This is a genomic window from Methanotorris formicicus Mc-S-70, assembly GCF_000243455.1.
Lineage (GTDB): Archaea > AGJL01 > Methanococci > Methanococcales > Methanococcaceae > Methanotorris > Methanotorris formicicus.
The window spans coordinates 1-24,080 of sequence record NZ_AGJL01000012.1; the positions used below are offsets into that span (position 1 = coordinate 1).

Genomic DNA, 24,080 nt, shown 5'->3' on the forward strand with positions numbered 1-24,080 from the left:
TCTATTTGATGGGAACTACCGTTATTATATATTAATGCATATTAAAAATTTTTTGGGATGTGGTAAAGTAATTTTAAATGGGGTGAAAATATGGAAAAGAAAAAAGAACTTTTAAAGAAAATTAGAGAATTTATGATTTTAAATTTAGAAATAAAAAAACTATCAAAGGATTTGGGAATTAATGAGATACATGATACTTATGAAGAAGTTACAAAACTCGTTAGAGAACCAAATAAAAGATTATATAAGATGCTTTATGATGCGGCAAAGGAAATACAATATGATGAATATGATGGAAAGAAAAGGAAAGAAATTCCATGGTTTCCAAAGGTAGATTATGAAAAATGCAAAAATTGTAAGAAATGTGTTGAATTTTGCCCTAAAGGTGTCTATGATATAGAAAATGGTAGAGTTACTGTTAAATACCCCTACAACTGCATAATCAACTGCAACGCCTGTTCTTATATGTGCTGTGAGAACAATGCCATAATCTTTCCAGAAAATAAAATAGAAAAAAGTGGTAATTTATGAAAATTGGTTATTTGAGTTTAAGTGATAAAATAACGGTTATGTGCTATGGTTGCAATTTTAAATGCAAAAACTGCTTTGTGAAGATGAAGAGCTTTAAAGAAATCCCTCCAGATGAACTATGTAATACAATTGATGATTTATGTCACAAAAACAATATAAATACTATTTTAATCGCCGGTGGTGAGCCAACGCTTCAAAGGGATTTGCCCGAATTTACAAAATATCTAAAAAATAAAGGTAAAAAAGTAATTTTAACCACAAATGGATATTATTTAAAGGATATTGTTGATGATTTATTTGTTGATGAAATACACGTTGATTTAAAGGCATTTGATGATGAAAAGCACAAATATCTAACTGGAAAATCAAATAAAAATGTTTTAAAATGCATAGAATACTTAGCAGATAAAAATTTCAACTTTGAAGTAGATACTGTCCTAATCCCCAATATTGTTGATGTTGATGAGATTGAAAAGATTGCAGAATTTTTAAGTAGATGGGATGTTAAGTATAGGATTATTGGATACACTCCATTTAACAATAATCTAAATGCACGAAAACCAACAAAGGAAGAACTTTTAAAGGCAAAAGAAATTGCAAAAAAATATTTAAGTGATGTATCAACATCCTTAGATTTTAGGAGGCATAAGGCATCTAAAAAAATAATACTATAAAAGTTAAAAAAGTGAAACCATGCTAATAAAAATAGGGGGTAGTTTAACATATCATGCAGAAAAATTATTAAATGAATTAAAAAAAATAGAGAAGCCAATAATTATTATTCCTGGAGGAGGAGAGTTTGCCAATGTTGTTAGGAAACTCTACGAAAAGACAAATTTAAATGACAGAGGGGCGCATAAACTTGCAACTCTCTGTGTTGATTTGATGGGGATGTATTTTTCAGAGATTTCTTGCATAGAAACAACAGATAATCTTTTTGATGCAAAGAGGATATTGGAAAAAAATGGTAAAGTTATCTTTTTACCTTCAAAATTAGTCCTTTCGACTGATGAATTACCCCACTCTTGGGATGTAACATCTGATACAATAGCATTGTATGTGGCAAAGTTCTTAAACTTGAAGGAAATAATAGTTGCGACTGATGTTGATGGGGTATATGATAAATATCCTGGAGGGAAATTATTAAATACTATAAGTGCAAAAGACATTAGAGGTTTCACGTCTGTTGATAAACACTTACCCCAACTACTTATAAAATATAAAATGAACTGTTATGTAGTGAATGGGAAACATCCTGAGAGAATAATTAATTTATTAAACGGAAAAATGAGTATATGCACAAAAATAACATGGTTTTAACAATATCATAAAATAAAAATGGTGGTAGGATGAAATACAGGTGTATATCATGCAATGCTGAAATTGCTCCAAGAGAGTATGCGACAAGGTTCCCATGCCCAAACTGTGGTAAAGTAGAGATAGTTAGATGTGAGAAATGCAGAAAATTAAGTAACCCATACAAGTGCCCAGAGTGTGGGTACGAAGGGCCATAAAGTTATAATATAATAAATAACAGGGTGAAATAATGGCGAAAGTTCTTGCTAAGATAAAAGTTATGCCAACAAGTCCAGAAGTAAACAAAGAGGAATTAAAAGAGAAAGTTAAAGAAACAGTAGAAAAAACAGATGCAATTTTTAGAGGAATCTCAGACGAACCATTGGCATTTGGTTTGTATGCAGTTTATGTTGTTGTAGAGATGGAAGAAAAAGAAGGAGGAACAGAAGAAATCGAAAAAGCATTGAGTGACTTGGGGGATGTAGAGAGTGTAGAAGTTGTCGAAGTATCACTTGCTTAAATTTAATATCAATTTAGTTTTATATGACATTCTTTTCTTTAAATTTATTTTAAATATGTTTAATTGACAATGGTAATATTCACTTAAAAATTAAATTTTTTATATCTATAACAAACACTATTTGGTGCATAATAAAATATATAAATAAGTTCAATTAAATAAAGAGAGTTATTAGGGTTTTGGTAAAAGAATTTTTATATATGGGTGTAAAACACGTTTACGGCATTATCATTTAGATTGAATTCTGAGGTGAATGGAATGGCAAAACTAAACTACAAAATAGATGTAGATCCTAACAAAACTGCAAGAGCAATGGGTAAGGCATTGAAAATCTCAAGAAAACATGCAATAGAAATCTGCAGGGAGTTAAATGGTATGAAGTTGGATGATGCTATCGAATATTTGAAAGATGTTATTGCATTAAAGAGGCATATTCCATTTAAGAGACACTGCAAGGATGTCCCACACAGAAAGGGTAAATTTGGATGGCATGCTGGTAGATACCCAGTAAAGGCATCAAGAGAAATCTTGAAAGTATTGGAAAATGCTAAGAAAAATGCAGAATACAAAGGTTTAAATGCTGAAAAATTGAGAATCAAGCACATCTCATCAAACAAAGGTCCAACAATCAAGAGATACATGCCAAGGGCATTTGGTAGAGCATCACCTAAGTTCCAAGAAACTGTCCATATACAAGTTATATTAGAAGAATACCACTAGGAGGGTTAGCATGATTGAGAGGATATTCGTAGATGACAATATCAAAGAGATGTTAATTGATGAGTACTTTAAAAAGGCATTAGCAAAGGCAGGATACAGCCACATGGAGATTAGAAAAACACCTATTGGAACAAAAATAACAATATATGCAGAGAAACCTGGTTTTGTCATTGGTAGAAGAGGAAAAAGAGTAAAAGAATTAACAGAAACTCTTGAAAACACATACAAAGTAGATAAACCACAAATTGAAGTTAAATCCATTGACGATCCAAACTTAGACCCAGAGGTAGTTGCACAGAAAATTGCATCCTCATTAGAAAGAGGAATGCACTTCAGAAGAGTCGCTCACGCAGCAGTTAGAAGAGTTATGAATGCAGGGGCAAAAGGTGTTGTTGTAATCATTTCTGGAAAATTAACTGGAGAGAGAGCAAGAACAGAAAAATTCATGGCTGGATACATGAAACACTGTGGAGATCCATCAGAAACACTTGTCAGAAAAGCATTTAAACTTGCTAAATTGAAGTTGGGAGTTATTGGTGTAACTGTAAAGATTATGCCACCAGATATTGTATTACCAGATGAAGTCATCATTAAAGATGAGGAAATTAAAGAAGTTTCTGAAGAGGTTATGGAATAAACCCCTCAAATATCTTTATAAATTTGTTTTTAGGACTTAACTTATTAATTGGGGTGAAAAACATGGCGATTTTAAGGGCAAATGAAATTAGAGAAATGAGTATAGAAGAGATGAGAGAAAAACTTGTGGAGTTAAAGAAGGAATTGTTAAAAGAAAATGTACACAAAGCAGTTGGTGGAGCACCTTCAAACCCTGGGAGAGTTAAAGAATTAAAAAGAACTATAGCAAGAATATTGACCATAATGAATGAAAAAAAGAAACAAATGCTCTAAATAAAATGACAGATATATTAAAATCCCAAACATAAATTATAAATACTAAGACCTCATGTTATTAAAATATTAGAAAGGCAGATAAAAAGTGAAATAATAAGAGGTGCAGTGATGCCCGAGATTTGTCCAGTATGTGGATTACCAAAAGATTTGTGTGTATGTGAAGAAATAGCAAAAGAAGAACAAAAAATAAAAGTATATGTTACAAAAAGAAGATTTGGAAAATTGATGACTATTATAGAGGGGTTTGACACCGACTTAATAGATATTAAAGAATTATCTAAAAAATTGAAAGATATCTGTGCCTGTGGAGGAACTGTAAAAGATAATGCTATCGAATTACAAGGAGACCATAGGAAGAAGGTTGAAGAGATACTTGTTAAAATGGGTTTTTCAAAGGATATGATTGATGTTAGATAAAAATTTCCGGACGTGGTGGATGCCTTTGGGCACACCCATCACGTCCCTATATGGTGGGGCAAGTATGATAACTCCATATAATATTTTGAGGCATGAACTTATCGGATTAGAAGTGGAGATAGTAAAATCCAGAAACCCATCAATGATTGGCATAAAGGGCAGAATTATAGATGAAAGCAGGAACACCTTAGTAATTGAAAAAGAGAATGGACAAGAGGTAATAATACCAAAAGATATTGCAGTGTTCAGATTTAAACTGCCAACATGCAGAGTGGACGTTGATGGAAGATTACTAATCGGCAGACCAGAGGACAGATTAAAGAGGAAAATAAAAGAACTCTACTCATACTAAAAAAACTTTAAATATTAAAAATTACTATTTTAAAGTCCCCACCAGTGTAAAGTATAAATATCAGTTATTAATATTTCAGAAATTATTCTTGATTAGGTAATTCTCCCTTTATGGGACACCGTATTTTATAATCAAATATTGATGTGGTTTTAACACAGTCAATTTTTATGAAAATAATTCATGCATATTATGCTCAAAACATGTAAAGTTGTAGGAGGTCTGAACATGAGAAACATTGGAATTCCAGTAAATGTTCCTGAAAAAGAATGCAATGACAAAAACTGTCCTTTCCATGGAACATTGCCTGTAAGAGGGCAAATGTTTGAAGGTATAGTAGTTAGTGATAAGGCACACAAAACAGTCGTTATTAAAAGAGAAATTGTAAAATACCTAAAGAAATATGAAAGATACGAAAAAAGAACATCAAAATTAGTTGCTCATAATCCAGAATGCATAAACGCAAAAGTTGGAGATGTTGTTAGAGTTATGGAATGTAGACCAATAAGTAAGACAAAATCATTCGTTGTTGTTGAAAAACTTGGACAGATAAACGAAGTAAAAGGAGAAGAATAATTTGTCTAAAGAGGTGGCATTATGAAAAGTCATGGTTCAAAAGTTACAAGGGCATTACCAAATGGTGCAAGATTGGTTTGTGCTGACAACACAGGGGCAAGAGAATTAGAAATTATAGCAGTTAAAAACTACAAAGGTGTTGCAAGAAGATTACCTTCCGCTGGAGTAGGGGATATGGTTTTTGTTTCAGTTAAGAAAGGAACTCCTGAAATGAGAAAACAAGTCTTCCCTGCTGTAATTATTAGACAAAAGAAAGAAATCAGAAGACCTGATGGAACAAGGGTTAAATTTGAGGACAACGCTGCCGTTATTGTAACTCCTGATGGAAACCCAAAAGGTTCAGAAATCAAAGGGCCGGTTGCAAAAGAAGCAGCAGAAAGATGGCCAGGTGTTTCAAGATTAGCAAGAATCATCCTATAATTAAAAAACAATAAAGGTGAAAATATGGTGGCTTTAACCAAGTCAAAACAACCAAGAAAACAAAGAAAAGCCCTATTTAACGCACCATTACATTTAAGAAACAAAATCATGTCTGCAATGTTGTCAAAAGAATTAAAGGAAAAATTTGGTAAAAACACACTTCCAATCAGAAAAGGAGATGTTGTTAAAATTATGAGAGGGGACTTTAAAGGACATCAGGGAGAAGTTGTTAAAGTGGATTACGATAGATACAGAATTTATGTTGAAGGTGCTGCAAACTACAAACAAGATGGAAAAGAAAGTCCATACCCAATACATCCATCAAATGTAATGATTGTTAAGTTGTATGATGGGGATGAAAAGAGATTCAAACAAATAAAAAAGGAATAAGCCAAAATAAATAAATTAATGAGGTGTGAATATGGCAAATAAAGGACCAAGAAAACATTTGAAAAGACTGACTGCTCCATCAAACTGGCAGATTCCAAGAAAAGTTCACAAGTTCGTTGTAAGGCCATTACCAGGACCACACGCAATGGATGGTTCCTTACCATTGTTGTTGATTGTTAGAGATATTTTAAAATATGCTGATAACGCAAGAGAGGCTAAAAAGATTATTAAAATGGGTAAAATCTTAGTTGATGGAAGAAAGAGGAAAGAACATAAATTCCCTGTTGGTTTTATGGACGTTATATCAATTCCAGATACAAACGAACACTTCAGAGCATTATTTGATGAAAAAGGTAGAATTGTTTTAAGACCAACTGAAAATCCAGATGTTAAGTTGTGTAGAATTAAAAACAAAACTGTTGTTAAAGGAGGGCACATTCAACTCAATTTACACGATGGAAGAAACCACCTCATAAGAGTTTCAAACCCTACAAAGGCTGAAGAGGATGTTTACAAAACAGGGGATGTTGTTTTAATGGGAGTTCCTGAACAGGAAATTAAAGCACACATTCCATTTGAAGTTGGTAAATTGGCATACATTACAGGTGGAAAACACATTGGAGAATTTGTAAAGATAGTTGATATTGAGAAGAGAGTTTTCTACCCCGATATCATAACATTAGAAAACTCTGATGGAGAGAAATTTAAAACAATCAAAGATTATGTATTCGTTATTGGAGACGAAGAACCAATAATCAAATTATAAAAAAACGTTATTGGGAGGATAAACATGTCATACCAAGAACTTTGGAACAACAACCCAATGTTAAAACCAAGGATTGAAAAAGTTGTGGTCAACTTTGGTGTTGGGGAAGCAGGAGATAGGTTAACAAAAGGAGCAAAGGTTATGGAAGAGATAACTGGGCAAAGACCAATAAGAACCTTGGCAAAGCAAACAAACCCAGCATTTGGAATTAGAAAGAAATTGCCAATTGGATTAAAAGTTACATTAAGAGGAAAGAAAGCAGAGGAATTCTTAAAAAATGCATTCATTGCATTCAAAGCAGAAGGTAAAAAATTGTACGAAAGTTCATTTGACGAGTACGGAAACTTCTCATTCGGTATTCATGAGCACATAGACTTCCCTGGACAGAAGTATGATCCAATGATTGGAATTTATGGAATGGATGTTTGTGTCACCTTAGAGAGACCAGGTTACAGAATTAAGAGGAGAAAAATAAAAAGAGCACACATTCCTAAAAGGCACAGAGTTACAAGAGAGGAAGCAATTGAATTCATTGAGAAACACTTTGGAGTAGAGGTTGTAAGGGAAGAATAAATAAAAACAAAAGGTGATGTAAATGGCAAAAGCACCATGGAAAAGAAAATATGGAATAGGAATAAGACCATGTCAAAGATGTGGACATGTAGGACCAGGATTAATTAGAAAATACGGACTCAATTTATGCAGACAGTGCTTTAGGGAAGTGGCTGCAAAATTAGGATTTAAAAAATATGATTAATCGCCCTAAACAAACTTTAAAAAATTATTAGTTAAATTTAAGGAGGTATCAACATGAGTTTAATGGACCCACTGGCAAATGCGTTAAACCATTTAGCAAATTGTGAGAGAGTGGGGAAAAAAGTAGTTTACATAAAACCCGCATCAAAGTTGATTGGTAGAGTATTGAAGGTTATGCAAGACCATGGATACATTGGAGAGTTTGAATTTATAGAGGATGGAAGAGCAGGAATATTCAAAGTTGAGTTGATTGGTAAGATAAACAAATGTGGTGCAATTAAACCAAGATATGCTGTTAAGAAACACGAGTTTGAGAACTTTGAAAAGAAATACCTTCCAGCAAGGGACTTTGGTTTGTTGATTGTAAGCACATCTCAAGGAATAATGACACACTATGAAGCAAAGGAAAAAGGAATTGGTGGAAGATTAATTTCCTACGTGTTCTAAGTTTTCATTAATAATTTATTGATAGGAGGTAAAAACATGCCAGTTGCAGCATTTATAAGGGAAGAGGTGGAAATTCCCGAAAATGTTACTGTAGACATTGTGGGAAATGAAGTTATTGTCAAATCAGGAGGAAAAGAACTTAAAAGAGTTTTCTCATACCCTGGTGTTGAGGTAAAGAAGGAGGACAACAAAGTTGTTATTGAATGTGAATATCCAAGAAAGAAACAAGCCGCTATCATTGGAACATTTAGAGCACACATAAAAAACATGATTAAGGGAGTAACAGAGGGTTTTACATACAAATTAAAGATAAGATATGCCCACTTCCCAATGAAAGTCTCAGTTAAAGGAAATGAAGTTATTATTGATAACTTCTTAGGAGAAAAATATCCAAGAAGAGCAAAAATCCTAGATGGCGTTACAGTTAAAGTTAGCGGTGAAGATGTAATTGTTACAGGAATTGATAAGGAGAAAGTTGGTCAGACTGCTGCAAACATTGAACAGGCAACAAAAATTAAAGGAAGAGATCCAAGGATCTTCCAAGATGGTATTTACATTGTGGAGAAGGCAGGAAAAGTGCTATAAGGTGATGCCATGAGTGAATTTAAAAGATTGATGAGAGTTAGATTCAAGCAAAAGATGAAAAAACCTAAATTCTTAAGACAAGAATGGTTCAGACACAAAAGATTAGGGGAGAAGTGGAGAAAACCAAAAGGGAGACACAGTGGGATGAGATTGCAACTAAAACACAGACCTGCAATTGTTAAAGTTGGATACAGAAGTCCTAAACTTGTTAGAGGTTTACACCCAAGTGGATTGGAAGATGTCCTCATTCACAATGTAAAGGAATTAGAAAAATTAGACCCAAAAACACAAGGGGCAAGGATTGCAGCAACAGTTGGAAAAAGAAAAAGAATTGAAATTATAAAGAGGGCAGAAGAGTTGGGTGTAAAAATACTCAACATTTCAGAAGAAAAACAAAAGGAACTCTTGGGCGTAAAAGGTGATTAAATATGGATGTTTCCGTTCAAAGAAGGATGGCTGCGGATATCTTAAAATGTGGACTTGACAGAGTATGGGTAGACCCGGAGAAGTTGGATTTAGTTAAAGCAGCAATTACGAAGGATGATATAAGGGCATTAATAAAAGATGGAGTAATTAAGAAAAAGCAAAAGAAAGGTATTAGTAGTGCAAGAACCAAAAAATTAAAAGAACAAAAAAGAAAAGGTAGAAGAAGAGGTCCTGGTTCAAGAAGAGGGGCTAAAGGAGCAAGAACTCCTAAAAAAGAAAGATGGATGAACACAATAAGACCTTTGAGAAAGTTGTTGAAAGAGTTTAGAGACAACGGGACAATAGACAGAGGAACATATAGAAAATTGTATAGAATGGCAAAAGGTGGAGCATTCAGAAGTAGAAGCCACATGCTCTTATACATGAGAGACCACGGTATTTTGGCTAAATAATTCAATTTTTAAGAATACTGTTTATTTAGTTAAAAAAATTTTCACATAATGGAGGTAAAAACATGGCACGTGATGCTAAATATAGGGTGCCTTTTAGGAGAAGAAGAGAAGGAAAAACAGACTTTAGGCAAAGATTGAAATTGTTGTTGTCAGAAAAACCAAGATTAGTTGCAAGAAAAACATTAAATCACATCATTGCACAGATTGTATTGTATGATGAAAAAGGAGACAAAACAGTTGTTTCAGCACATTCAAGAGAATTAATTAAATTAGGATACAAAGGACACTGTGGAAACCTTCCATCTGCATATTTAACAGGTTTGTTGTTAGGTAGAAAGGCAATTAGCAAAGGATACAAAGAGGCAGTTTTAGATATTGGTTTGCACAGGGCAACAAAAGGAGCAGCAATATTTGCAGTTCTTAAAGGGGCTTTAGATGCAGGTATGGAGATTCCATATGGAGAGGAAGTTATTCCAGATGAGGATAGAATAAGAGGGGCGCACATAAAGGCATATGCAGAACTTTTAAAGAATGAAGATGAAGAAAAATACAAGAGACAATTCTCAAAATACTTAGAAAAGGGATTAAAACCAGAGGAACTCCCAGAGCACTTTGATGAGATAAAGGAAAAAATCATGAGTTCGGAATTATAAGGGTGATAGGATGAACAGAAGATTTGACATCGAATCTTGGGAACCTAAAACAAAAGTCGGTAAGATGGTAAAAGAAGGGGCTATAACCGATATTGATTATATCTTAGATAACAACTTACCATTGTTGGAACCAGAAATTGTCGATATCCTCTTACCAGATTTAGAAGAACAAGTTTTGGATGTTAAATTAGTCCAAAGAATGCACAAATCAGGTAGAAGGGCAAGATTTAGAGCAACTGTTGTTGTTGGAAACAAGAATGGTTACGTTGGGGTTGGGATGGGTAAAGCAAAAGAAGTAGGGCCTGCAATAAGAAAGGCAATTGCTCAGGCAAAATTATCAATAATCAAAATAAGAAGAGGTTGCGGATCTTGGGAGTGTGGATGTGGATTGGCTCACTCAGTTCCATTTAAATCAAGAGGAAAATGTGGGAGTGTTGAGGTTGAGTTGATGCCTGCTCCAAGAGGTGTTGGTTTAGTTGCAGGTAATGTTGCAAAGGCAGTTTTAGGTTTAGCGGGGGTAAAAGACATTTGGACAAAAACATTTGGGGACACAAGAACAACATACAACTTCGCAATGGCTACATTTGAGGCCCTCAAAAACTTGAACTTTGTAAGAACATTAGATGAACACAAACAAAAATTAGGCGTCATTGAAGGTAAGACATTCTAACTTAAATTTTTGTTTTTTTCAATTTAATTTAATTAAAAAGGTGATGAAAACATGGCTTACGCAGTTGTAAGAGTGAGAGGTAGAGTAGGTGTTAGAAAAGACATCGCTGACACACTAAAAATGCTGAGATTGCACAGAGTAAATCACTGTGTAATAGTCCCAGAAACAGAAACATTTAAAGGGATGATAAACAAAGTTAAAGATTATGTAACATATGGAGAGATTGACAAGGACACATTAGTTAAGTTAATATTGAAGAGAGGAAGATTACCAGGAAATAAAGGGGTCGATGAAGAAACAATAAAAGAATTAATGAGCATGAGTGTGGATGAACTTGCTGAGAAAATAGCAAATGGTGAGATTAAATTAAAAGACACACCATTAAAGCCAGTATTTAGATTGCATCCCCCAAGGAAAGGTTTTGAAAGAGGAGGAATCAAAAAACCATTTACAGTTGGGGGAGTATTGGGATACAGAGGAGAAAAAATAAACGACTTAATCTTAAGAATGATTTAAATGGGTGATGGTATGATAAGAAAAAAGAAAAAAGTTAAAAAGATAAGAGGTTCAAGAACCTGCGGTTACGGTTCACACAAAAAGCATAGAGGTTCTGGTAGTAGGGGAGGTAAAGGTAGAGCAGGAGGACTCGACCACAAGTGGTCATATGTTATAAAATATGAACCAGGTAGATATGGTAAGTATGGTTTCAAAAGGCATCCAAGTTTAATTAAAGACCTTGAAACCATTAATGTTGGTGAGTTGGAAGAACTTGTATTGAAGAATAAAGATAAATTTGAAGTTGAAGACGGGAAAATCGTCGTTGATATAACAGAATTAGGCTTTGAAAAAGTCCTTGGTAAAGGAAAAATATCAACACCTATGATTATAAAGGCAGTTGAGTTCTCTGAAAGTGCAAAAGAAAAAATAGAATCTGCTGGTGGAGAGGTTGTTGAATTATAAATATGCAAAATACAACTTAACTATTCTAATTTTAATTTTTCTCATTTTTGAGTGTGATGAGTTGCAAAATAACACGACTAAATTTAGAGAAGGTAGAATCTTAAAAAATATTAAACTATTCTTATGTATGGATCCTTTTGTTGTTTTAATTATGTTGTTTTTATGTTGTTCTATTTTTGATCTGTATTTTTGGCATAATCTTTATTATTATGTTCTATAATGTTAATATTCAATAATATTTTTAGGATTCATAATTAATAGAATCAGTGGATAGTGCCGTTATGATATGATTATTTGTTGGGAATTTATCATATAGGGTTAATTAAGTTAAAAATATGCAAAAATAAGGTGATATTGTGGAGGAATTCCTACGTGGGATAAGGCCCATATTGGAAAAGATTCCAGAAGTAAAAAGTCCAGAAAGGGAAATTCCATTCAAAGAAAAATTAAAATGGACTGGAATTGTACTTGTTCTTTATTTCATAATGGGAACTATTGACGTCTATACTGGAGGGGCAGAAATTCCAGCAATATTTGAATTTTGGCAAACCGTTACAGCATCAAAGATGGGAACCCTGATAACTCTTGGTATTGGGCCAATTGTTACAGCAGGAATTATAATGCAGTTGTTAGTTGGTTCCGAACTTATAAAGTTAGATTTGTCAAATCCTGAAAATAGGGCATTGTTCCAAGGGGTTCAGAAGTTATTTGCAATAGTATTGTGTTTTGTTGAGGCAATTATGTTCGTTGGGGCAGGGGCATTTGGGGCATTAACTCCAACGATGATGTTAGTACTCATTCTGCAGTTGGCATTGGGAGCAATATTATTGATTTATTTGGATGAAATCGTTTCAAAGTATGGTATTGGTTCAGGTATTGGGTTGTTTATTGCCGCAGGGGTTTCCCAAACAATATTCGTTGGAACCTTTGGTCCCGAAGGTTATTTGTGGAAGTTCTTCAACTCATTGGTTACAGGGGTGCCAAATATTGAGTATATCTTACCAATACTTGGTACAATATTAGTTTTCTTGGTTGTTGTCTACGCAGAGAGTATGAGGATTGAAATCCCACTTGCCCATGGGAGGATTAAAGGGGCAGTGGGTAAATACCCAATAAAATTCATCTACGTCTCAAACCTTCCTGTAATTTTAGCAGCAGCGTTATTCGCCAACATCCAATTGTGGGGAATGTTTTTGGAAAAGATGGGCATTCCAATCTTGGGACATTATGTAAATGGGAGAGCAGTTGATGGAATCGCTTACTATCTATCAACACCCTATGGAATAACAAGCGTTATAGCAGATCCACTACATGCAATAATCTACACATTGGCAATGATAACATTCTGTATCTTCTTTGGTATATTCTGGGTCGAGACGTCAGGACTTGATGCAAAATCAATGGCAAGGAGAATTGGAAGTTTAGATATGGCAATTAAAGGGTTTAGAAAGAGTACAAAGGCAATAGAGCAAAGATTAAGGAGATACATAAAACCAATAACTGTCATGAGTTCTGCATTCGTTGGGCTTTTAGCGGCATTGGCAGATTTCACTGGGGCATTAGGCGGAGGTACAGGAGTTTTAATTACCGTATCCATTGTATATAGGATGTATGAACAACTGTTACAAGAGAGAATTACCGAACTTCATCCAACAATTGCAAAACTCTTAAATAAAAGATAAAACATTATAAAAGGAAGTTGTAAATCTATATCTCAGAACAACCATAATACAATTTTTTAATTTTATATTAATTCCATCACTATTTTCAGCAAATTATATAAAATAAAATTTTGCATAAATAAAAACTCTGCTAAAGATTCAGTAAGGTGAGAGTATGAGAAACAAGGTTGTTGTTATAACGGGAGTTCCAGGAGTTGGAGGAACAACATTAACACAAAAAACAATAGAGAAATTAAAAGAGGAAGGTGTAAAATACAGGATGGTAAATTTCGGAACAATCATGTTTGAAGTTGCAAAGGAAGAGGGATTAGTTGAGGACAGAGATCAGATGAGAAAGTTGGATCCAGATACACAAAAGAGAATACAAAAATTAGCAGGAAGAAAAATTGCAGATATGGCAAAAGAGAGTAACATTATAGTAGATACTCACAGTACAGTTAAAACACCAAAGGGTTATTTAGCAGGATTGCCAATTTGGGTTTTGGAAGAATTAAACCCTGATGTCATAGTTGTTGTTGAGACCTCAAGTGATGAGATATTGATGAGAAGGTTGGGAGATGCAACAAGAAATAGGGATATTGAATTAACATCAGATATTGACGAGCACCAATTCATGAATAGATGTGCAGCAATGGCTTATGGGGTTTTAACAGGAGCAACTATTAAGATTATTAAAAACAAGAATGGCTTATTAGATAAGGCTGTTGATGAATTGATTTCAGTTTTGAAGTAATTTTATATTTAATTTTTAAAAAATTCTTAAGGGGATATAGATGTTTGATTTTATTTTTGATATTTTTTATAAAACCTTGGATGCAGTATTTATGCCACTGATAGAACATTTGCATCCTGCTATTGCAATATTAGTCATTGCTTTTTTAGTGTCTTTCATCATAAACCTTGCAACAAAACTACTCGTTGACCAAAATAGGATGGCGGAATTAAAAAAGGAGATCCAAGAATTCCAAGTAAAATATAAAAAAGCCATGAAAAATCCAGAGATGATGCAGAAGTTGCAAGAGGAACAGCAAAAAATGATGGAAATGCAAATGGAAATGATGAAGATGAGTTTTAAGCCAATGATATATACATGGATTCCGATTATAGCAATTTTTGCATATTTGAGGCATGTTTATGGTTATGGAGGGGTTTTTCACACACTATATCCAGATTGGAATGGAGTTGTTGTTCATCTTCCATACATACTGTCAAAAGTTCTATTTGTTTCATTTTGGCATTATCTTGGAAGTATATTTTATAAAGGTGGCTTTGGAATTGTTTCCAATGCTACATTGGGTTGGCTTGGGTGGTATATACTTTGTTCAATGGCAACGTCTATGGTTTTAAGGAAGGTTATGGGAATAAAATAAATGTTCAATAAAATGTCACAAATCTGCACAACTCAATAAATTATATATATTTTTTATTTTTTAATTATATGTATAGTCAAATGACTACATATAGTCAAGTAAAACAACAGGTGATATTATGAGGCAGTTAGTGGCTTTAATGAGTTTGCTGGTAATAGGAGGAGCTTATGCGTTTAACGAAACCGCAGTTTTGGATAATATAAATCAAACATTGGAATGTCCCATAAATGGAATATGCCCTCACTATATAAATGGAACATGTCCTCAAGAACAGTGCAAAAACATATGTTATTACAGTGGGGAACATTATAGAAACCATGAAAACTGCTGTGGAAATTCATTCAAATATATGCATAGACATGGATGGCAAAATTGTTATTCCGATTTAATAATTAATATTTAAATACTACCAAAAACAAAAATAAATTATAAAATATGGTGATGAACATGTGGAAAAAGTTAATATTCCTACTCTCTTTGATAGCACTCCCCATAGTTTCAGCAACAGAAGTGGTTTTAGTTAGCGACAACGCTGCTGATAAAGCATGTGCGGTTGAGGTTGCAAATACATTGAATGCAACAATAATAACAACAGAATGGGGAATTTACAACGAAAACTTGATTGATGAAATATTGGCATTAAACCCGGAAAAGGTTATTGTAATTGGGGGACCAGTGGCAGTTGCTGAAAACTACACAACAAGATTGGAAAATGCAGGAATTGAGGTTGAGAGGGTTTGGGGAAAGACAAGATACGAGACAAATGCAAATGTAACTTTAAGATTCCAACACCAATTCAGAACTGCTTATGGAGATAATGCAACTGTCTGCGTTTGCCATGGGTTAGATGATATTGCATTAAATGAAACAATGGAAAAAATTAGGGATGGGCATTGTTTAATGTTATTAACAAATGGGGTAAACTTATCTGTTGAACCAACAAGATTGCAATTAAAAATCCACAAAATAGAGGTTGTTGAAAATCCAATCTGCCAGTTCTGCAACCATTCAGGGATTGCTAATATGTTGATGCAGAGAGGATTTAAGGTTGAAGTTGATAAGATTCCAGAAGATAGGGTAAAATTAATGTTGCAAAACAGAATTAAAACAATGGAAATGAAAATTAAAATATTAAAAAATAGGGGTGTAGATACCTCAGAATTAGAGAGCAAATTGAATGAAGTAGAGGAGTTAATGAACCAAAACAGATACCAAGATGCATACAGAATAATGGTTCAACTTCAAGGGGAACAGATGGCAATGGTTAGGTTGCATTTGCACCCAATGGGGCATGGAATGGCAAAAGGAATGGGAAATAAAATGGAAGGAAACGTCCCACATATAAACTATAAAAATACCAACGCATCAGGAAATGAGAATGTCCCACACATCTACCACCAAAACATGAATAATAGTGGCATGACAAATGCACAACACTAAAATTTCTTTTTTTATTTCTTATTTTTTTAAATTTTAAATGGGGGATATTATGAGAGGTTTTTTAAAATTAGCGGTTGTATCCTTAATAGTTTCTACGGTTCTTTTATCAGGATGTGTAACTCAAAATATGGAAAATGCTCAGATGCAGAATAACCAAATTGATTACCATCAAAACCAAATGGGTATGGAAAAGGGAAGAATAGTGGGAAATAATGGGGATGTAAATGTTAGTTTAATATGTGAAAACATCGACGCATTCCCAAAACAACCAATAAGTGAAGAAGAAAAGAAAGGATTAATTGAGATGAGGGAAGAGGAAAAATTAGCGAGAGATGTTTATTTAACGTTATATAATAAATGGAAATTGCAGATATTCAAGAACATTGCTGAGAGCGAGCAAACCCATACAGATTCAGTTAAATATCTCTTAGATAGATACAACATTCCAGACCCAGTTGAAAGTGATGAAGTCGGAAAATTCTCAAATCCAAAATTTGAGGAGTTGTATAATAAGTTAGTTGAGAAAGGTAGTAAATCAGTGGTTGATGCATTGACAGTTGGAGCAACTATTGAGGATTTAGATATTGCTGACCTAAAAAATTGGATAAGCAAAACTGATAATGAGGATATAAAATTTGTTTATGAAAACTTAATGAGAGGTTCAAGAAACCACATGGGGGCTTTTGTTGGAATGTTGGAGAGATATGGAGCAAATTACACACCTCAATACATAAGCAAGGAGGAATATGAGCAAATAATAAGTAGTTCAATGGAGAGGGGATACAATAGGTGAGGAATATGAGAAAGTTATTTGCTATTTTTTTACTTTTTTCCTTTTTAACATTCTCTTTTGCATGGGATGACTGTCCCTATGGAAGAGTAAATTGCACATATCCGGGAGAGTGTGGGAGATATGTAGATACAAACAATAACAACATCTGCGACCACAGTGAACCAGCACCTACAACCAGTCCTAATTTAAATACAAATAATGCAAATATGGAACTAACAGAAGAATTGATTGATGAATATGTCAATATATCTGGTAAAGATTTAAAATCATACACTATAAAAGAAATTTGCGATAAATATAACATAAATCCAAACTGTTTAAAGGAAAAATTAAAAATTAATGTTCCTGATGATACAACATTTGATGAAATAAAAAAGATTTATGGTATTTCTCCAAGTGTTGTTAAAGAGGCAATCGTTGAGTGTATGATTGAAGAGGGAAAGATTAAGTTGAATATAACTCAAAATACATCAAATTTAAACTACAACTTAGATAATAAAAATGATTCCATTGTAGATAAAATAATATCCTTCTTATTTTCAACAATTAATTTAAGAGACCTATTATTTGGGTGGTTGTAAATGGATAAAATTCAGATATTGAGGAAAATTTCCCAAACATTCTTTTTTATTTATTTTGTTTCCTTAAGTAGTTTTTGTTTATGCTTCTTTGGAGTAATAGAAAAGTTTATTTTAAAAGGGACAGTTGGGCAGTTAATTGTTAAGTTAATTGTAATTGTTCTTTTAACTTTAATATTAGGCAGGATTTTTTGTGGCTGGATGTGTCCATTGGGTTTTTTGTTTGAGTTATCTTATAAATTAAGGGCAAAGTTATTCAAAACAAAGAAACTTCCAACAGTTAATGAGAAAATTCACAACAAATTAATTTATTTAAAATATATAATATTAATTGCTTCTCTGATTTTAACATATCATTTCTTAACTTATGCATTCTGCCAAGTATGTCCAATTGGATTTTTAACAAATCTTTATGGAACAGTTATATCTTTTATAATATTAATTATATTTATAATTGCCTCTTTCTTTATTCCAATGGCATTTTGCAGGTATTTCTGCCCATTAGGTGCATTTTTATCAATATTTTCAATAAAGCCATTATTTCAACTAAAAACAAATAACAACTGTGTTAGATGTAAGTTGTGCGAGTTTAAATGTCCAATGCAGATAAAAATAACAGAAAAAATAGACCAAAAAGAGTGTATAAGGTGTTTTGAGTGTAAAAGTGCTTGTAGAAAAGGAGATTTATCATTTTCCCACATTTTCAAAAAGGAAAATTAATAAAATTACAATTATTTTTTATGAATAATTGCATATATTTTGTATGCAAAATTGTTTAATTTTTATATTCTATTTTTTAAATAATTAGTTAAAAATCTTTTTATATTCAAAGTTTAAAATATATATTATGAGATTTTGAGGATTTACCCAATATTTGTTGTTTTTAAAAAATTAATTGGCAAAATCTTCGGTTTTGTCATATAATAAAACGACATTCATTTTAAATGGTGGAATTATGGACAAAATGCAGATATTAAGAAAAATCTCTCAAACATTCTTTTTTATACGTGCAATGATTATTACTGGTTTTTATTTAAGCATTATAGAGTTTGTTGGGAGGTTTATTTTAGGAGTGGGTAAATATACTAATTTAAGAATTGTTGCTATGGTGTTGGCAATTATTGCTGGGAGAGTATTTTGCGGGTGGATGTGTCCTTTTGGATTTTTATTTGATTTGGTTTATAAAGCAAGAGTAAAAATATTCAAATTAAAAAAATTACCAACTGTTCCAGAGTACATACATAATAAATTGAAGTATTTTAAGTATGTTGTATTGATTTTGGTAGTTTTAGCGTATTTATTTGGAGTTAGGACGTTTGATTTATATGTATTATCATACTCATTGTTGGCTTTGTTTTTGATTTTAGGTTTTATTTATCCAATGTTCTTCTGCAGATATGTCTGTCCAGTGGGGGCATTGTTGAGTTTATTCGCAAGATTCTCAATCTTTAAATTAAAACTTGATGAAGATAAATGCGTAGGTTGTAAATTGTGTGAAAGAAAATGCCCAATGCAAATAAAAATAACAGAAAAAATAGACCAAATGGAATGTATAAGATGCTTTGAGTGTATGAGTGCATGTAGAAAAGATGCCATTAAATTTGGAAGGTGATTATTTATAAACAATCTCACTGTCTCCAGGTGGGAGAACTCTTAAGATGTCTTCATCATCAACATCATATTCCTTAAAGATATTCTTTAACTCCTTAACCAATTCACTCTTCTTTTTATTGGATGGTTTTAACAAAACCCATTTTTTGAAGTTCTTTTTTAGTGTATTTAGAGGAGATGTAGTTAACCTTAAGGCATCATCGTATTCAATAACGCCTATTCCCAACTCCAATGGGACATTCCTTATGAAGTTCCTCTTTCCCCTAATCACAAATGCCCCCTTCTTTAAATACTCTCCACTCTCTGCTGTTTTTGATATCTGCTCTGGCTTTACCCAGTATGTATCTAATGCCCCCCAGCCAAGTTTCCATGCTCTTGAGTGAGCAACAGAGAACTTTGCAACCTCGTTTAATGTCTCTTCATCAACAATTCTTTTGTTGGTTTTGATGACCGTGAAAGGAGCCCCTTCTATCTGTGCATGGAACACGATATCATCATCTTCAGTATATTTTTTTATGAGGAGTTCATTTGTCACTGCATCCTTACCGGCAATAACTAAAAATCCATTTATTACAGTCCATTTGAATTTTTCATACCATTTTCTTTCTTTTCTCTCTTTCTTTTTAATTTTTTCTTTTTCTTTTAGTTCTTTTAATTCAATTTCTTCCTTCTCTTTTAATTCCTCTATCTTTTTTTCGGTTAGTTTTATTGCCTCCTTAATCCCCTCAAGTTTACCTTTTAGTTTTTTGGATTTGGTGTAATAAGTTTCTGCATTCTCAAAGGCATTTTTTCTAATATCTAAGGATACATTTTTCTCTATTTTTCTATCTCCGTAATCAGCAGACAATTTTATAACGATCTCTCCATTTTTTTCATTTATATTCTGTATCAATCCCAATACGGGATGGTCTTTATGCTCTTTTATTATTTTCTTTATCTTATACCAGTCCATCTTTTCTCTGGCATTTCTTAGGGTATTTAATATTTCATCCACCAACATGTAATTTGCATATATCAAATCTCCCTTCTCCTGATTTTCTTGCATATCCTTTTCATATTTTTCCAACGTCTCCCACTGCGTTTTTAAAATCCTCTCCTGCTTTTTTATTAATTTTTGCAGTTTTGACTCTTCTTTTTTAACCTCGACTTTTACCATAAACTGTGCAAAATAATCATCCAATGCCTCTAAAAACTCCCCATATTCCTTCTTTTCAAAATCCCCATACTTCTTTAAATTTATTGGAACCACATCGACATATTCTCCATCTTTTATAATTATTTGCGGTTTTTTGTTGTTGAATACATCATTAAATAAATCCTTTGTGGCATCAAAGAGTTTTCTTATTTCATCATCACTTAAATCCTTCTTACTTTTATCTACATTCGCCCTCTCACAAATCTCCTCTGCATAGAGTCCAGCAAGTCCAAAAATCCTCGATATGATTCTTACACATTCAGTATCTTTATTATTTATGAAATAATCCCTAAAAATATCATAAGCAACTGAATAATCCAAATTGTATGGATTCAAATCCCTCTGTGGTGGGAATTTGTAAAATTCCTTTGGAATAATGTTTCTTGTGCTCCATCTTCCCATTTTTAAGGGCATGATTATTCTATCCTCTTTATCCAATAAAACTACATTCCCATCTCCAAACAACTCAACAACCAACTTATAAACTGTTTCATTCCATTCAAATGTAATAATAACAATCCTATCAAAATCAACTTGCTCTATCTTTGTTATTTTTATATTTTTTAGGTATTTCCTGAGAAGCATTGCAAAAGATGGTGGATTTTTTGGCTTTTTTCTCTCATAGTTTGTCATTGTTATATACTTATATTTACCAATACCAATTGCAATTTCTCTCGTTCCAATTTCCGGAATATGGATTTTTAAAATCAATTCCTTTCCATCTTCTCTTTCTATTAAAAATGTCTTATCCAACTTTCCATTTATTATTACCTTTTGAAGTTCATTAACAGCAACGTTAATATCTATATTTGTCATTTCTGTTTTCATGATTTCACCAAAATTTATTTATCTTGTGTCATTGATAATTATTAAATGAATGCAATAAGTTTAAATTAAAAATATAATAATCCTAAATTAATTTGGGGGCATTATGGGATTTTTAGACAAAATTTTGGCAGTTTTGGTATCCATATTAATGATAGGACTTACAATTTATACTGGCATACAAATAGAACTCTACACATATATAAAACTGGAAAATCTGAGTTTGTTGGAGGATTTAAATTTTACTGATTCTATGTTTGTAGATGAACTAAATAAAACTTTTAAAATATATCCAAAAATGAATAAATTCCCAAGGAATTATTATGAAGTTGCAGATAGGATGTATCCTGATGTTAAAGTTAAGAATATAAAATCCCTATACACAATACTGAAAAATATAAAACTTCCAGCATATAAAAAGGAATACTACGACTGCTCAGAGGCCTCATGTCAATTAGAGTGGATTTTAGAAGGTTATGGATTTAAAAGTTATATAGCAGAATCACCCAATCCACCACCTGGGAATAATCTCTCAAATGCAGGGCATATGTGGGTTATTGTTGGATTGGATAATGGAGATTTGGTTGCCATTGAGAGTACATATTTAACTAAGAACCATTACCATCCACCGGGTATAATAATGGGCAATAATAGAAAGTATTTAGAATACTCCTACTTATACCAAATGTATCTTGATTATTTAAATAAGTATTTAAACGGCAATTATATATTACCTAAAAATTTTGATGATTTTATTGGGCATTACCTAAACCCACCAATTGATGATAATTATTTAAATGCATTGAGTGACTATTACTACAACCCATCAAAATTGTATGATAATCCAGAAGAGTATGTTTTGGGAGAAAAGCATGGAAATGTTATTTACTATATTCCAATATCTCAGTTTGATTGGTGGAATCATCCAGAAAATAAGAACATCAAAGAGTTATTTGAAAATAATTAAAAATAAAAATTAAAATAAAAATAAAAGCGTGATAGAATGATTGAAGAGAATATAATTAATGCACTAAAAGAAAAAGTTAAGGAATTAACTGGAAAGGACTTTGAGATAAAGTTGGATGAGCCTCCTTCAGTAGAGTTGGGAGATTACTCAACAAATATATCATTCCAATTGGCGAGAGAATTAAGAAAACCTCCAATGGTAATTGCTGAGGAAATAGCAAAAAGTTTGAGTATAGAGGGTGTTGAGAAGATTGAGGCAGTAAACGGATACATAAATTTCTTTATAAACTATAAAGATTTCTCAAATGAAGCAACCAAAGAAATTATAGAAAAAAATGAAAACTATGGAAAAGGGGAAAAGAAAAACATAAAGGTAATTTTAGAGCACACATCAGCAAACCCTAATGGGCCTTTGCATATTGGGCATGGGAGAAATGCGATAATAGGGGATAGTTTAAAGAGGGTTTTGGAGTTTGCTGGGTATGATGTTGAGACGCACTACTATGTAAATGATATGGGAAGACAGATGGCTATTGTTGTGTTTGGGATAGATAAGTTTGGATTAAACAACAAAAAGCCAGACCATGCAATTGCAGAGGTCTATATTGAGGCAAATAAATACCTTGAGGAGCATCCAGAGGAAGAGGAAAAAATATTAAATTTGATGAAAGAATATGAAGATGCATGTGAGAAGAACATTGAAAATGAGATAACTGAAAAATTCAAAAATGCAGTAAATCATGCCTTAAAAGGGATAAAAGGAACATTAAAAAACATAAACATAACACACGACATATTTGTCTGGGAGAGTTCATATATAAGGAATGGAATGGTAAAGGAAATTATAGAAAACCTCATGAAAACTGGAAAGGTTGTTAAAGAGGATGTTTATAAACTTGATTTGTCTGATTTTGGAATAGAGAAGAAGTTGGTTTTAGCGAGAGCAAATGGAACAAGTTTGTATTCAACAAGAGACATAGCGTATCACGTAGATAAAATGGAAAATTGTGACATTGCAATTGATATTTTAGGAGCAGACCATAAACTTACAGCAGAGATGGTTAAAGGGGCATTAAAATTACTTGGCTATGATGTCCCTGAGGTTGTGTTTTATGAATTCATTTCCCTCCCAGAAGGTTCTATGAGTACAAGAAGAGGAAGGTTTATAAGTGTTGATGAACTCTTTGAGGAGGCAAAGAGAAGAGCATTGGAGGAAGTTAAAAAGAGGGGAATAACGGATAATGAAGAAGAGATAGAAAAAATAGCAACCATAATTGCAGTTGGTGCAGTGAGATACAACATTGTCAGAATCTCTCCAGAAAAATCAATGGTATTCAAATGGGAAGATGCCCTTGACTTTGAGAAGGTTGGATGTCCAGTTATTCAATACGCCCATGCAAGATGTTGTAGAATTTTGGAGAAGGTTGAGATTGAAAGTAATGAAGATTTATTTAACTATGAGTTAGATAACAGTGAGAAAATATTGATAAAGACGCTCTCAAAATTCCCAAAAATTGTTGAAAAAGCGGCGGAGAGTAGAAGACCACACATAATTGCAAATTATGCCTTAGAGGTTGCACAGGCATTCAACAAGTTCTATGGAAATTGCCCAATATTAAAAGAGGAAGATGATGTTAAAAAATCCTCAAGAATAAAAATGGTAGAAGCAACTAAAATTGTTATAGAGAATGCCTTAAAATTATTGGGTATTGATTGTCCTGGTAAAATGTAATTATTTAAAAGAGGATACCGAGCGAAGCGAGGCATCCTATCC

The 24,080-nt window shown here is 32.8% G+C and carries 36 protein-coding genes; 35 read left to right on the forward strand and 1 reads right to left on the reverse strand.

Annotated features, from left to right (window positions below; translation table 11 throughout):
* Positions 1 to 90 precede the first annotated feature (90 nt).
* The 33 genes from METFODRAFT_RS02995 to METFODRAFT_RS03160 all read left to right on the forward strand — a co-directional run bounded on the left by METFODRAFT_RS02995 (position 91) and on the right by METFODRAFT_RS03160 (position 19,321).
* Positions 91 to 531, forward strand: coding sequence for a 4Fe-4S dicluster domain-containing protein (locus METFODRAFT_RS02995; RefSeq protein ID WP_007044057.1), 441 nt, complete (start codon positions 91 to 93; stop codon positions 529 to 531).
* Positions 528 to 1,205, forward strand: coding sequence for a radical SAM protein (locus METFODRAFT_RS03000; RefSeq protein ID WP_007044058.1), 678 nt, complete (start codon positions 528 to 530; stop codon positions 1,203 to 1,205). Before METFODRAFT_RS02995 ends, METFODRAFT_RS03000 begins: the two co-directional genes overlap by 4 nt.
* A 19-nt stretch (positions 1,206 to 1,224) precedes the next feature.
* The gene (mfnE, locus tag METFODRAFT_RS03005; protein WP_007044059.1) at positions 1,225 to 1,851 is read left to right on the forward strand and encodes a [5-(aminomethyl)furan-3-yl]methyl phosphate kinase; all 627 of its coding nucleotides are present in this window, start codon (positions 1,225 to 1,227) and stop codon (positions 1,849 to 1,851) included.
* Positions 1,852 to 1,880: 29 nt separating this feature from the next.
* Positions 1,881 to 2,045 (forward strand): zinc finger domain-containing protein, encoded by a 165-nt coding sequence (locus METFODRAFT_RS03010; RefSeq protein ID WP_007044060.1) that lies wholly within the window; start codon positions 1,881 to 1,883, stop codon positions 2,043 to 2,045.
* 32 nt (positions 2,046 to 2,077) lie between these two features.
* Positions 2,078 to 2,347: an elongation factor 1-beta gene (locus tag METFODRAFT_RS03015; protein ID WP_007044061.1), complete on the forward strand. Its 270-nt coding sequence runs from the start codon at positions 2,078 to 2,080 to the stop codon at positions 2,345 to 2,347.
* Between the two features lie 258 nt (positions 2,348 to 2,605).
* Complete coding sequence (locus METFODRAFT_RS03020) at positions 2,606 to 3,067, forward strand: 50S ribosomal protein L22 (RefSeq protein WP_007044062.1); 462 nt, start codon at positions 2,606 to 2,608, stop codon at positions 3,065 to 3,067.
* Between the two features lie 10 nt (positions 3,068 to 3,077).
* Positions 3,078 to 3,704: a 30S ribosomal protein S3 gene (locus tag METFODRAFT_RS03025; RefSeq protein WP_007044063.1), complete on the forward strand. Its 627-nt coding sequence runs from the start codon at positions 3,078 to 3,080 to the stop codon at positions 3,702 to 3,704.
* 62 nt (positions 3,705 to 3,766) lie between these two features.
* The gene (rpmC, locus tag METFODRAFT_RS03030) at positions 3,767 to 3,976 is read left to right on the forward strand and encodes a 50S ribosomal protein L29 (protein WP_007044064.1); all 210 of its coding nucleotides are present in this window, start codon (positions 3,767 to 3,769) and stop codon (positions 3,974 to 3,976) included.
* 111 nt (positions 3,977 to 4,087) lie between these two features.
* The gene (gene yciH / locus METFODRAFT_RS03035; protein WP_007044065.1) at positions 4,088 to 4,396 is read left to right on the forward strand and encodes a stress response translation initiation inhibitor YciH; all 309 of its coding nucleotides are present in this window, start codon (positions 4,088 to 4,090) and stop codon (positions 4,394 to 4,396) included.
* Between the two features lie 64 nt (positions 4,397 to 4,460).
* Positions 4,461 to 4,748 carry a ribonuclease P protein component 1 gene (gene rnp1, locus METFODRAFT_RS03040; protein WP_048115427.1) on the forward strand — a complete coding sequence of 96 codons (288 nt, stop codon included), beginning with the start codon at positions 4,461 to 4,463 and terminating at the stop codon, positions 4,746 to 4,748.
* A gap of 225 nt (positions 4,749 to 4,973) precedes the next feature.
* Positions 4,974 to 5,321: a 30S ribosomal protein S17 gene (locus METFODRAFT_RS03045; RefSeq protein ID WP_007044067.1), complete on the forward strand. Its 348-nt coding sequence runs from the start codon at positions 4,974 to 4,976 to the stop codon at positions 5,319 to 5,321.
* Positions 5,322 to 5,342: 21 nt separating this feature from the next.
* The gene (locus METFODRAFT_RS03050; protein ID WP_007044068.1) at positions 5,343 to 5,741 is read left to right on the forward strand and encodes a 50S ribosomal protein L14; all 399 of its coding nucleotides are present in this window, start codon (positions 5,343 to 5,345) and stop codon (positions 5,739 to 5,741) included.
* A 27-nt stretch (positions 5,742 to 5,768) separates the two neighbouring features.
* The gene (gene rplX, locus METFODRAFT_RS03055) at positions 5,769 to 6,131 is read left to right on the forward strand and encodes a 50S ribosomal protein L24 (protein ID WP_048115451.1); all 363 of its coding nucleotides are present in this window, start codon (positions 5,769 to 5,771) and stop codon (positions 6,129 to 6,131) included.
* Between the two features lie 31 nt (positions 6,132 to 6,162).
* Positions 6,163 to 6,897: a 30S ribosomal protein S4e gene (locus METFODRAFT_RS03060; RefSeq protein ID WP_007044070.1), complete on the forward strand. Its 735-nt coding sequence runs from the start codon at positions 6,163 to 6,165 to the stop codon at positions 6,895 to 6,897.
* 24 nt (positions 6,898 to 6,921) lie between these two features.
* Positions 6,922 to 7,470 (forward strand): 50S ribosomal protein L5, encoded by a 549-nt coding sequence (locus METFODRAFT_RS03065; protein WP_007044071.1) that lies wholly within the window; start codon positions 6,922 to 6,924, stop codon positions 7,468 to 7,470.
* A gap of 22 nt (positions 7,471 to 7,492) precedes the next feature.
* Positions 7,493 to 7,654 carry a 30S ribosomal protein S14 gene (locus METFODRAFT_RS03070; protein ID WP_007044072.1) on the forward strand — a complete coding sequence of 54 codons (162 nt, stop codon included), beginning with the start codon at positions 7,493 to 7,495 and terminating at the stop codon, positions 7,652 to 7,654.
* Between the two features lie 53 nt (positions 7,655 to 7,707).
* Complete coding sequence (locus tag METFODRAFT_RS03075) at positions 7,708 to 8,100, forward strand: 30S ribosomal protein S8 (protein WP_007044073.1); 393 nt, start codon at positions 7,708 to 7,710, stop codon at positions 8,098 to 8,100.
* Positions 8,101 to 8,136: 36 nt separating this feature from the next.
* Positions 8,137 to 8,685, forward strand: a complete 549-nt coding sequence (locus METFODRAFT_RS03080; protein WP_007044074.1) for a 50S ribosomal protein L6 — start codon at positions 8,137 to 8,139, stop codon at positions 8,683 to 8,685.
* A gap of 9 nt (positions 8,686 to 8,694) precedes the next feature.
* The gene (locus tag METFODRAFT_RS03085; protein ID WP_007044075.1) at positions 8,695 to 9,111 is read left to right on the forward strand and encodes a 50S ribosomal protein L32e; all 417 of its coding nucleotides are present in this window, start codon (positions 8,695 to 8,697) and stop codon (positions 9,109 to 9,111) included.
* 2 nt (positions 9,112 to 9,113) lie between these two features.
* Complete coding sequence (locus METFODRAFT_RS03090) at positions 9,114 to 9,563, forward strand: 50S ribosomal protein L19e (RefSeq protein WP_007044076.1); 450 nt, start codon at positions 9,114 to 9,116, stop codon at positions 9,561 to 9,563.
* Positions 9,564 to 9,625: 62 nt separating this feature from the next.
* Entirely contained in the window at positions 9,626 to 10,216 is a 591-nt protein-coding gene (locus tag METFODRAFT_RS03095; RefSeq protein ID WP_007044077.1) for a 50S ribosomal protein L18, read from the forward strand.
* Between the two features lie 10 nt (positions 10,217 to 10,226).
* Positions 10,227 to 10,886: a 30S ribosomal protein S5 gene (gene rpsE, locus METFODRAFT_RS03100; protein WP_007044078.1), complete on the forward strand. Its 660-nt coding sequence runs from the start codon at positions 10,227 to 10,229 to the stop codon at positions 10,884 to 10,886.
* Between the two features lie 51 nt (positions 10,887 to 10,937).
* Positions 10,938 to 11,402 carry a 50S ribosomal protein L30 gene (locus tag METFODRAFT_RS03105; protein ID WP_007044079.1) on the forward strand — a complete coding sequence of 155 codons (465 nt, stop codon included), beginning with the start codon at positions 10,938 to 10,940 and terminating at the stop codon, positions 11,400 to 11,402.
* 12 nt (positions 11,403 to 11,414) lie between these two features.
* Complete coding sequence (locus METFODRAFT_RS03110; protein ID WP_048115433.1) at positions 11,415 to 11,846, forward strand: uL15 family ribosomal protein; 432 nt, start codon at positions 11,415 to 11,417, stop codon at positions 11,844 to 11,846.
* A gap of 356 nt (positions 11,847 to 12,202) precedes the next feature.
* Positions 12,203 to 13,528, forward strand: a complete 1,326-nt coding sequence (gene secY, locus METFODRAFT_RS03120; protein ID WP_007044081.1) for a preprotein translocase subunit SecY — start codon at positions 12,203 to 12,205, stop codon at positions 13,526 to 13,528.
* Positions 13,529 to 13,682: 154 nt separating this feature from the next.
* Complete coding sequence (locus METFODRAFT_RS03125) at positions 13,683 to 14,261, forward strand: adenylate kinase (RefSeq protein ID WP_007044082.1); 579 nt, start codon at positions 13,683 to 13,685, stop codon at positions 14,259 to 14,261.
* A 40-nt stretch (positions 14,262 to 14,301) separates the two neighbouring features.
* Positions 14,302 to 14,898 carry an EMC3/TMCO1 family protein gene (locus METFODRAFT_RS03130; RefSeq protein WP_007044083.1) on the forward strand — a complete coding sequence of 199 codons (597 nt, stop codon included), beginning with the start codon at positions 14,302 to 14,304 and terminating at the stop codon, positions 14,896 to 14,898.
* 118 nt (positions 14,899 to 15,016) lie between these two features.
* Positions 15,017 to 15,301 (forward strand): hypothetical protein, encoded by a 285-nt coding sequence (locus METFODRAFT_RS03135; RefSeq protein WP_007044084.1) that lies wholly within the window; start codon positions 15,017 to 15,019, stop codon positions 15,299 to 15,301.
* 44 nt (positions 15,302 to 15,345) lie between these two features.
* Entirely contained in the window at positions 15,346 to 16,338 is a 993-nt protein-coding gene (locus METFODRAFT_RS03140) for a cell wall-binding repeat-containing protein (RefSeq protein WP_048115440.1), read from the forward strand.
* Between the two features lie 49 nt (positions 16,339 to 16,387).
* Positions 16,388 to 17,131, forward strand: a complete 744-nt coding sequence (locus tag METFODRAFT_RS03145) for a DUF2202 domain-containing protein (protein WP_007044086.1) — start codon at positions 16,388 to 16,390, stop codon at positions 17,129 to 17,131.
* Positions 17,132 to 17,136: 5 nt separating this feature from the next.
* Positions 17,137 to 17,712: a hypothetical protein gene (locus tag METFODRAFT_RS03150; RefSeq protein ID WP_007044087.1), complete on the forward strand. Its 576-nt coding sequence runs from the start codon at positions 17,137 to 17,139 to the stop codon at positions 17,710 to 17,712.
* On the forward strand, positions 17,713 to 18,429 hold the full coding sequence (locus METFODRAFT_RS03155) for a 4Fe-4S binding protein (RefSeq protein ID WP_007044088.1): 717 nt from the start codon (positions 17,713 to 17,715) through the stop codon (positions 18,427 to 18,429). It begins immediately after the preceding gene.
* 235 nt (positions 18,430 to 18,664) lie between these two features.
* A complete protein-coding gene (locus METFODRAFT_RS03160; RefSeq protein WP_007044089.1) occupies positions 18,665 to 19,321 on the forward strand; it encodes a 4Fe-4S binding protein in 657 nt (218 codons plus the stop codon).
* Here METFODRAFT_RS03160 and rqcH read toward each other — a convergent pair whose 3' ends face one another.
* Positions 19,322 to 21,343, reverse strand: a complete 2,022-nt coding sequence (gene rqcH, locus METFODRAFT_RS03165) for a ribosome rescue protein RqcH (RefSeq protein ID WP_007044090.1) — start codon at positions 21,341 to 21,343, stop codon at positions 19,322 to 19,324.
* A gap of 103 nt (positions 21,344 to 21,446) precedes the next feature.
* Between rqcH and METFODRAFT_RS03170 the strand changes: the two genes are divergently transcribed.
* Together METFODRAFT_RS03170 and argS are read left to right on the forward strand one after the other, a co-directional pair.
* Positions 21,447 to 22,307, forward strand: a complete 861-nt coding sequence (locus tag METFODRAFT_RS03170) for a hypothetical protein (RefSeq protein WP_007044091.1) — start codon at positions 21,447 to 21,449, stop codon at positions 22,305 to 22,307.
* Positions 22,308 to 22,343: 36 nt separating this feature from the next.
* Entirely contained in the window at positions 22,344 to 24,038 is a 1,695-nt protein-coding gene (gene argS, locus METFODRAFT_RS03175; RefSeq protein WP_007044092.1) for an arginine--tRNA ligase, read from the forward strand.
* Positions 24,039 to 24,080: the final 42 nt, after the last annotated feature.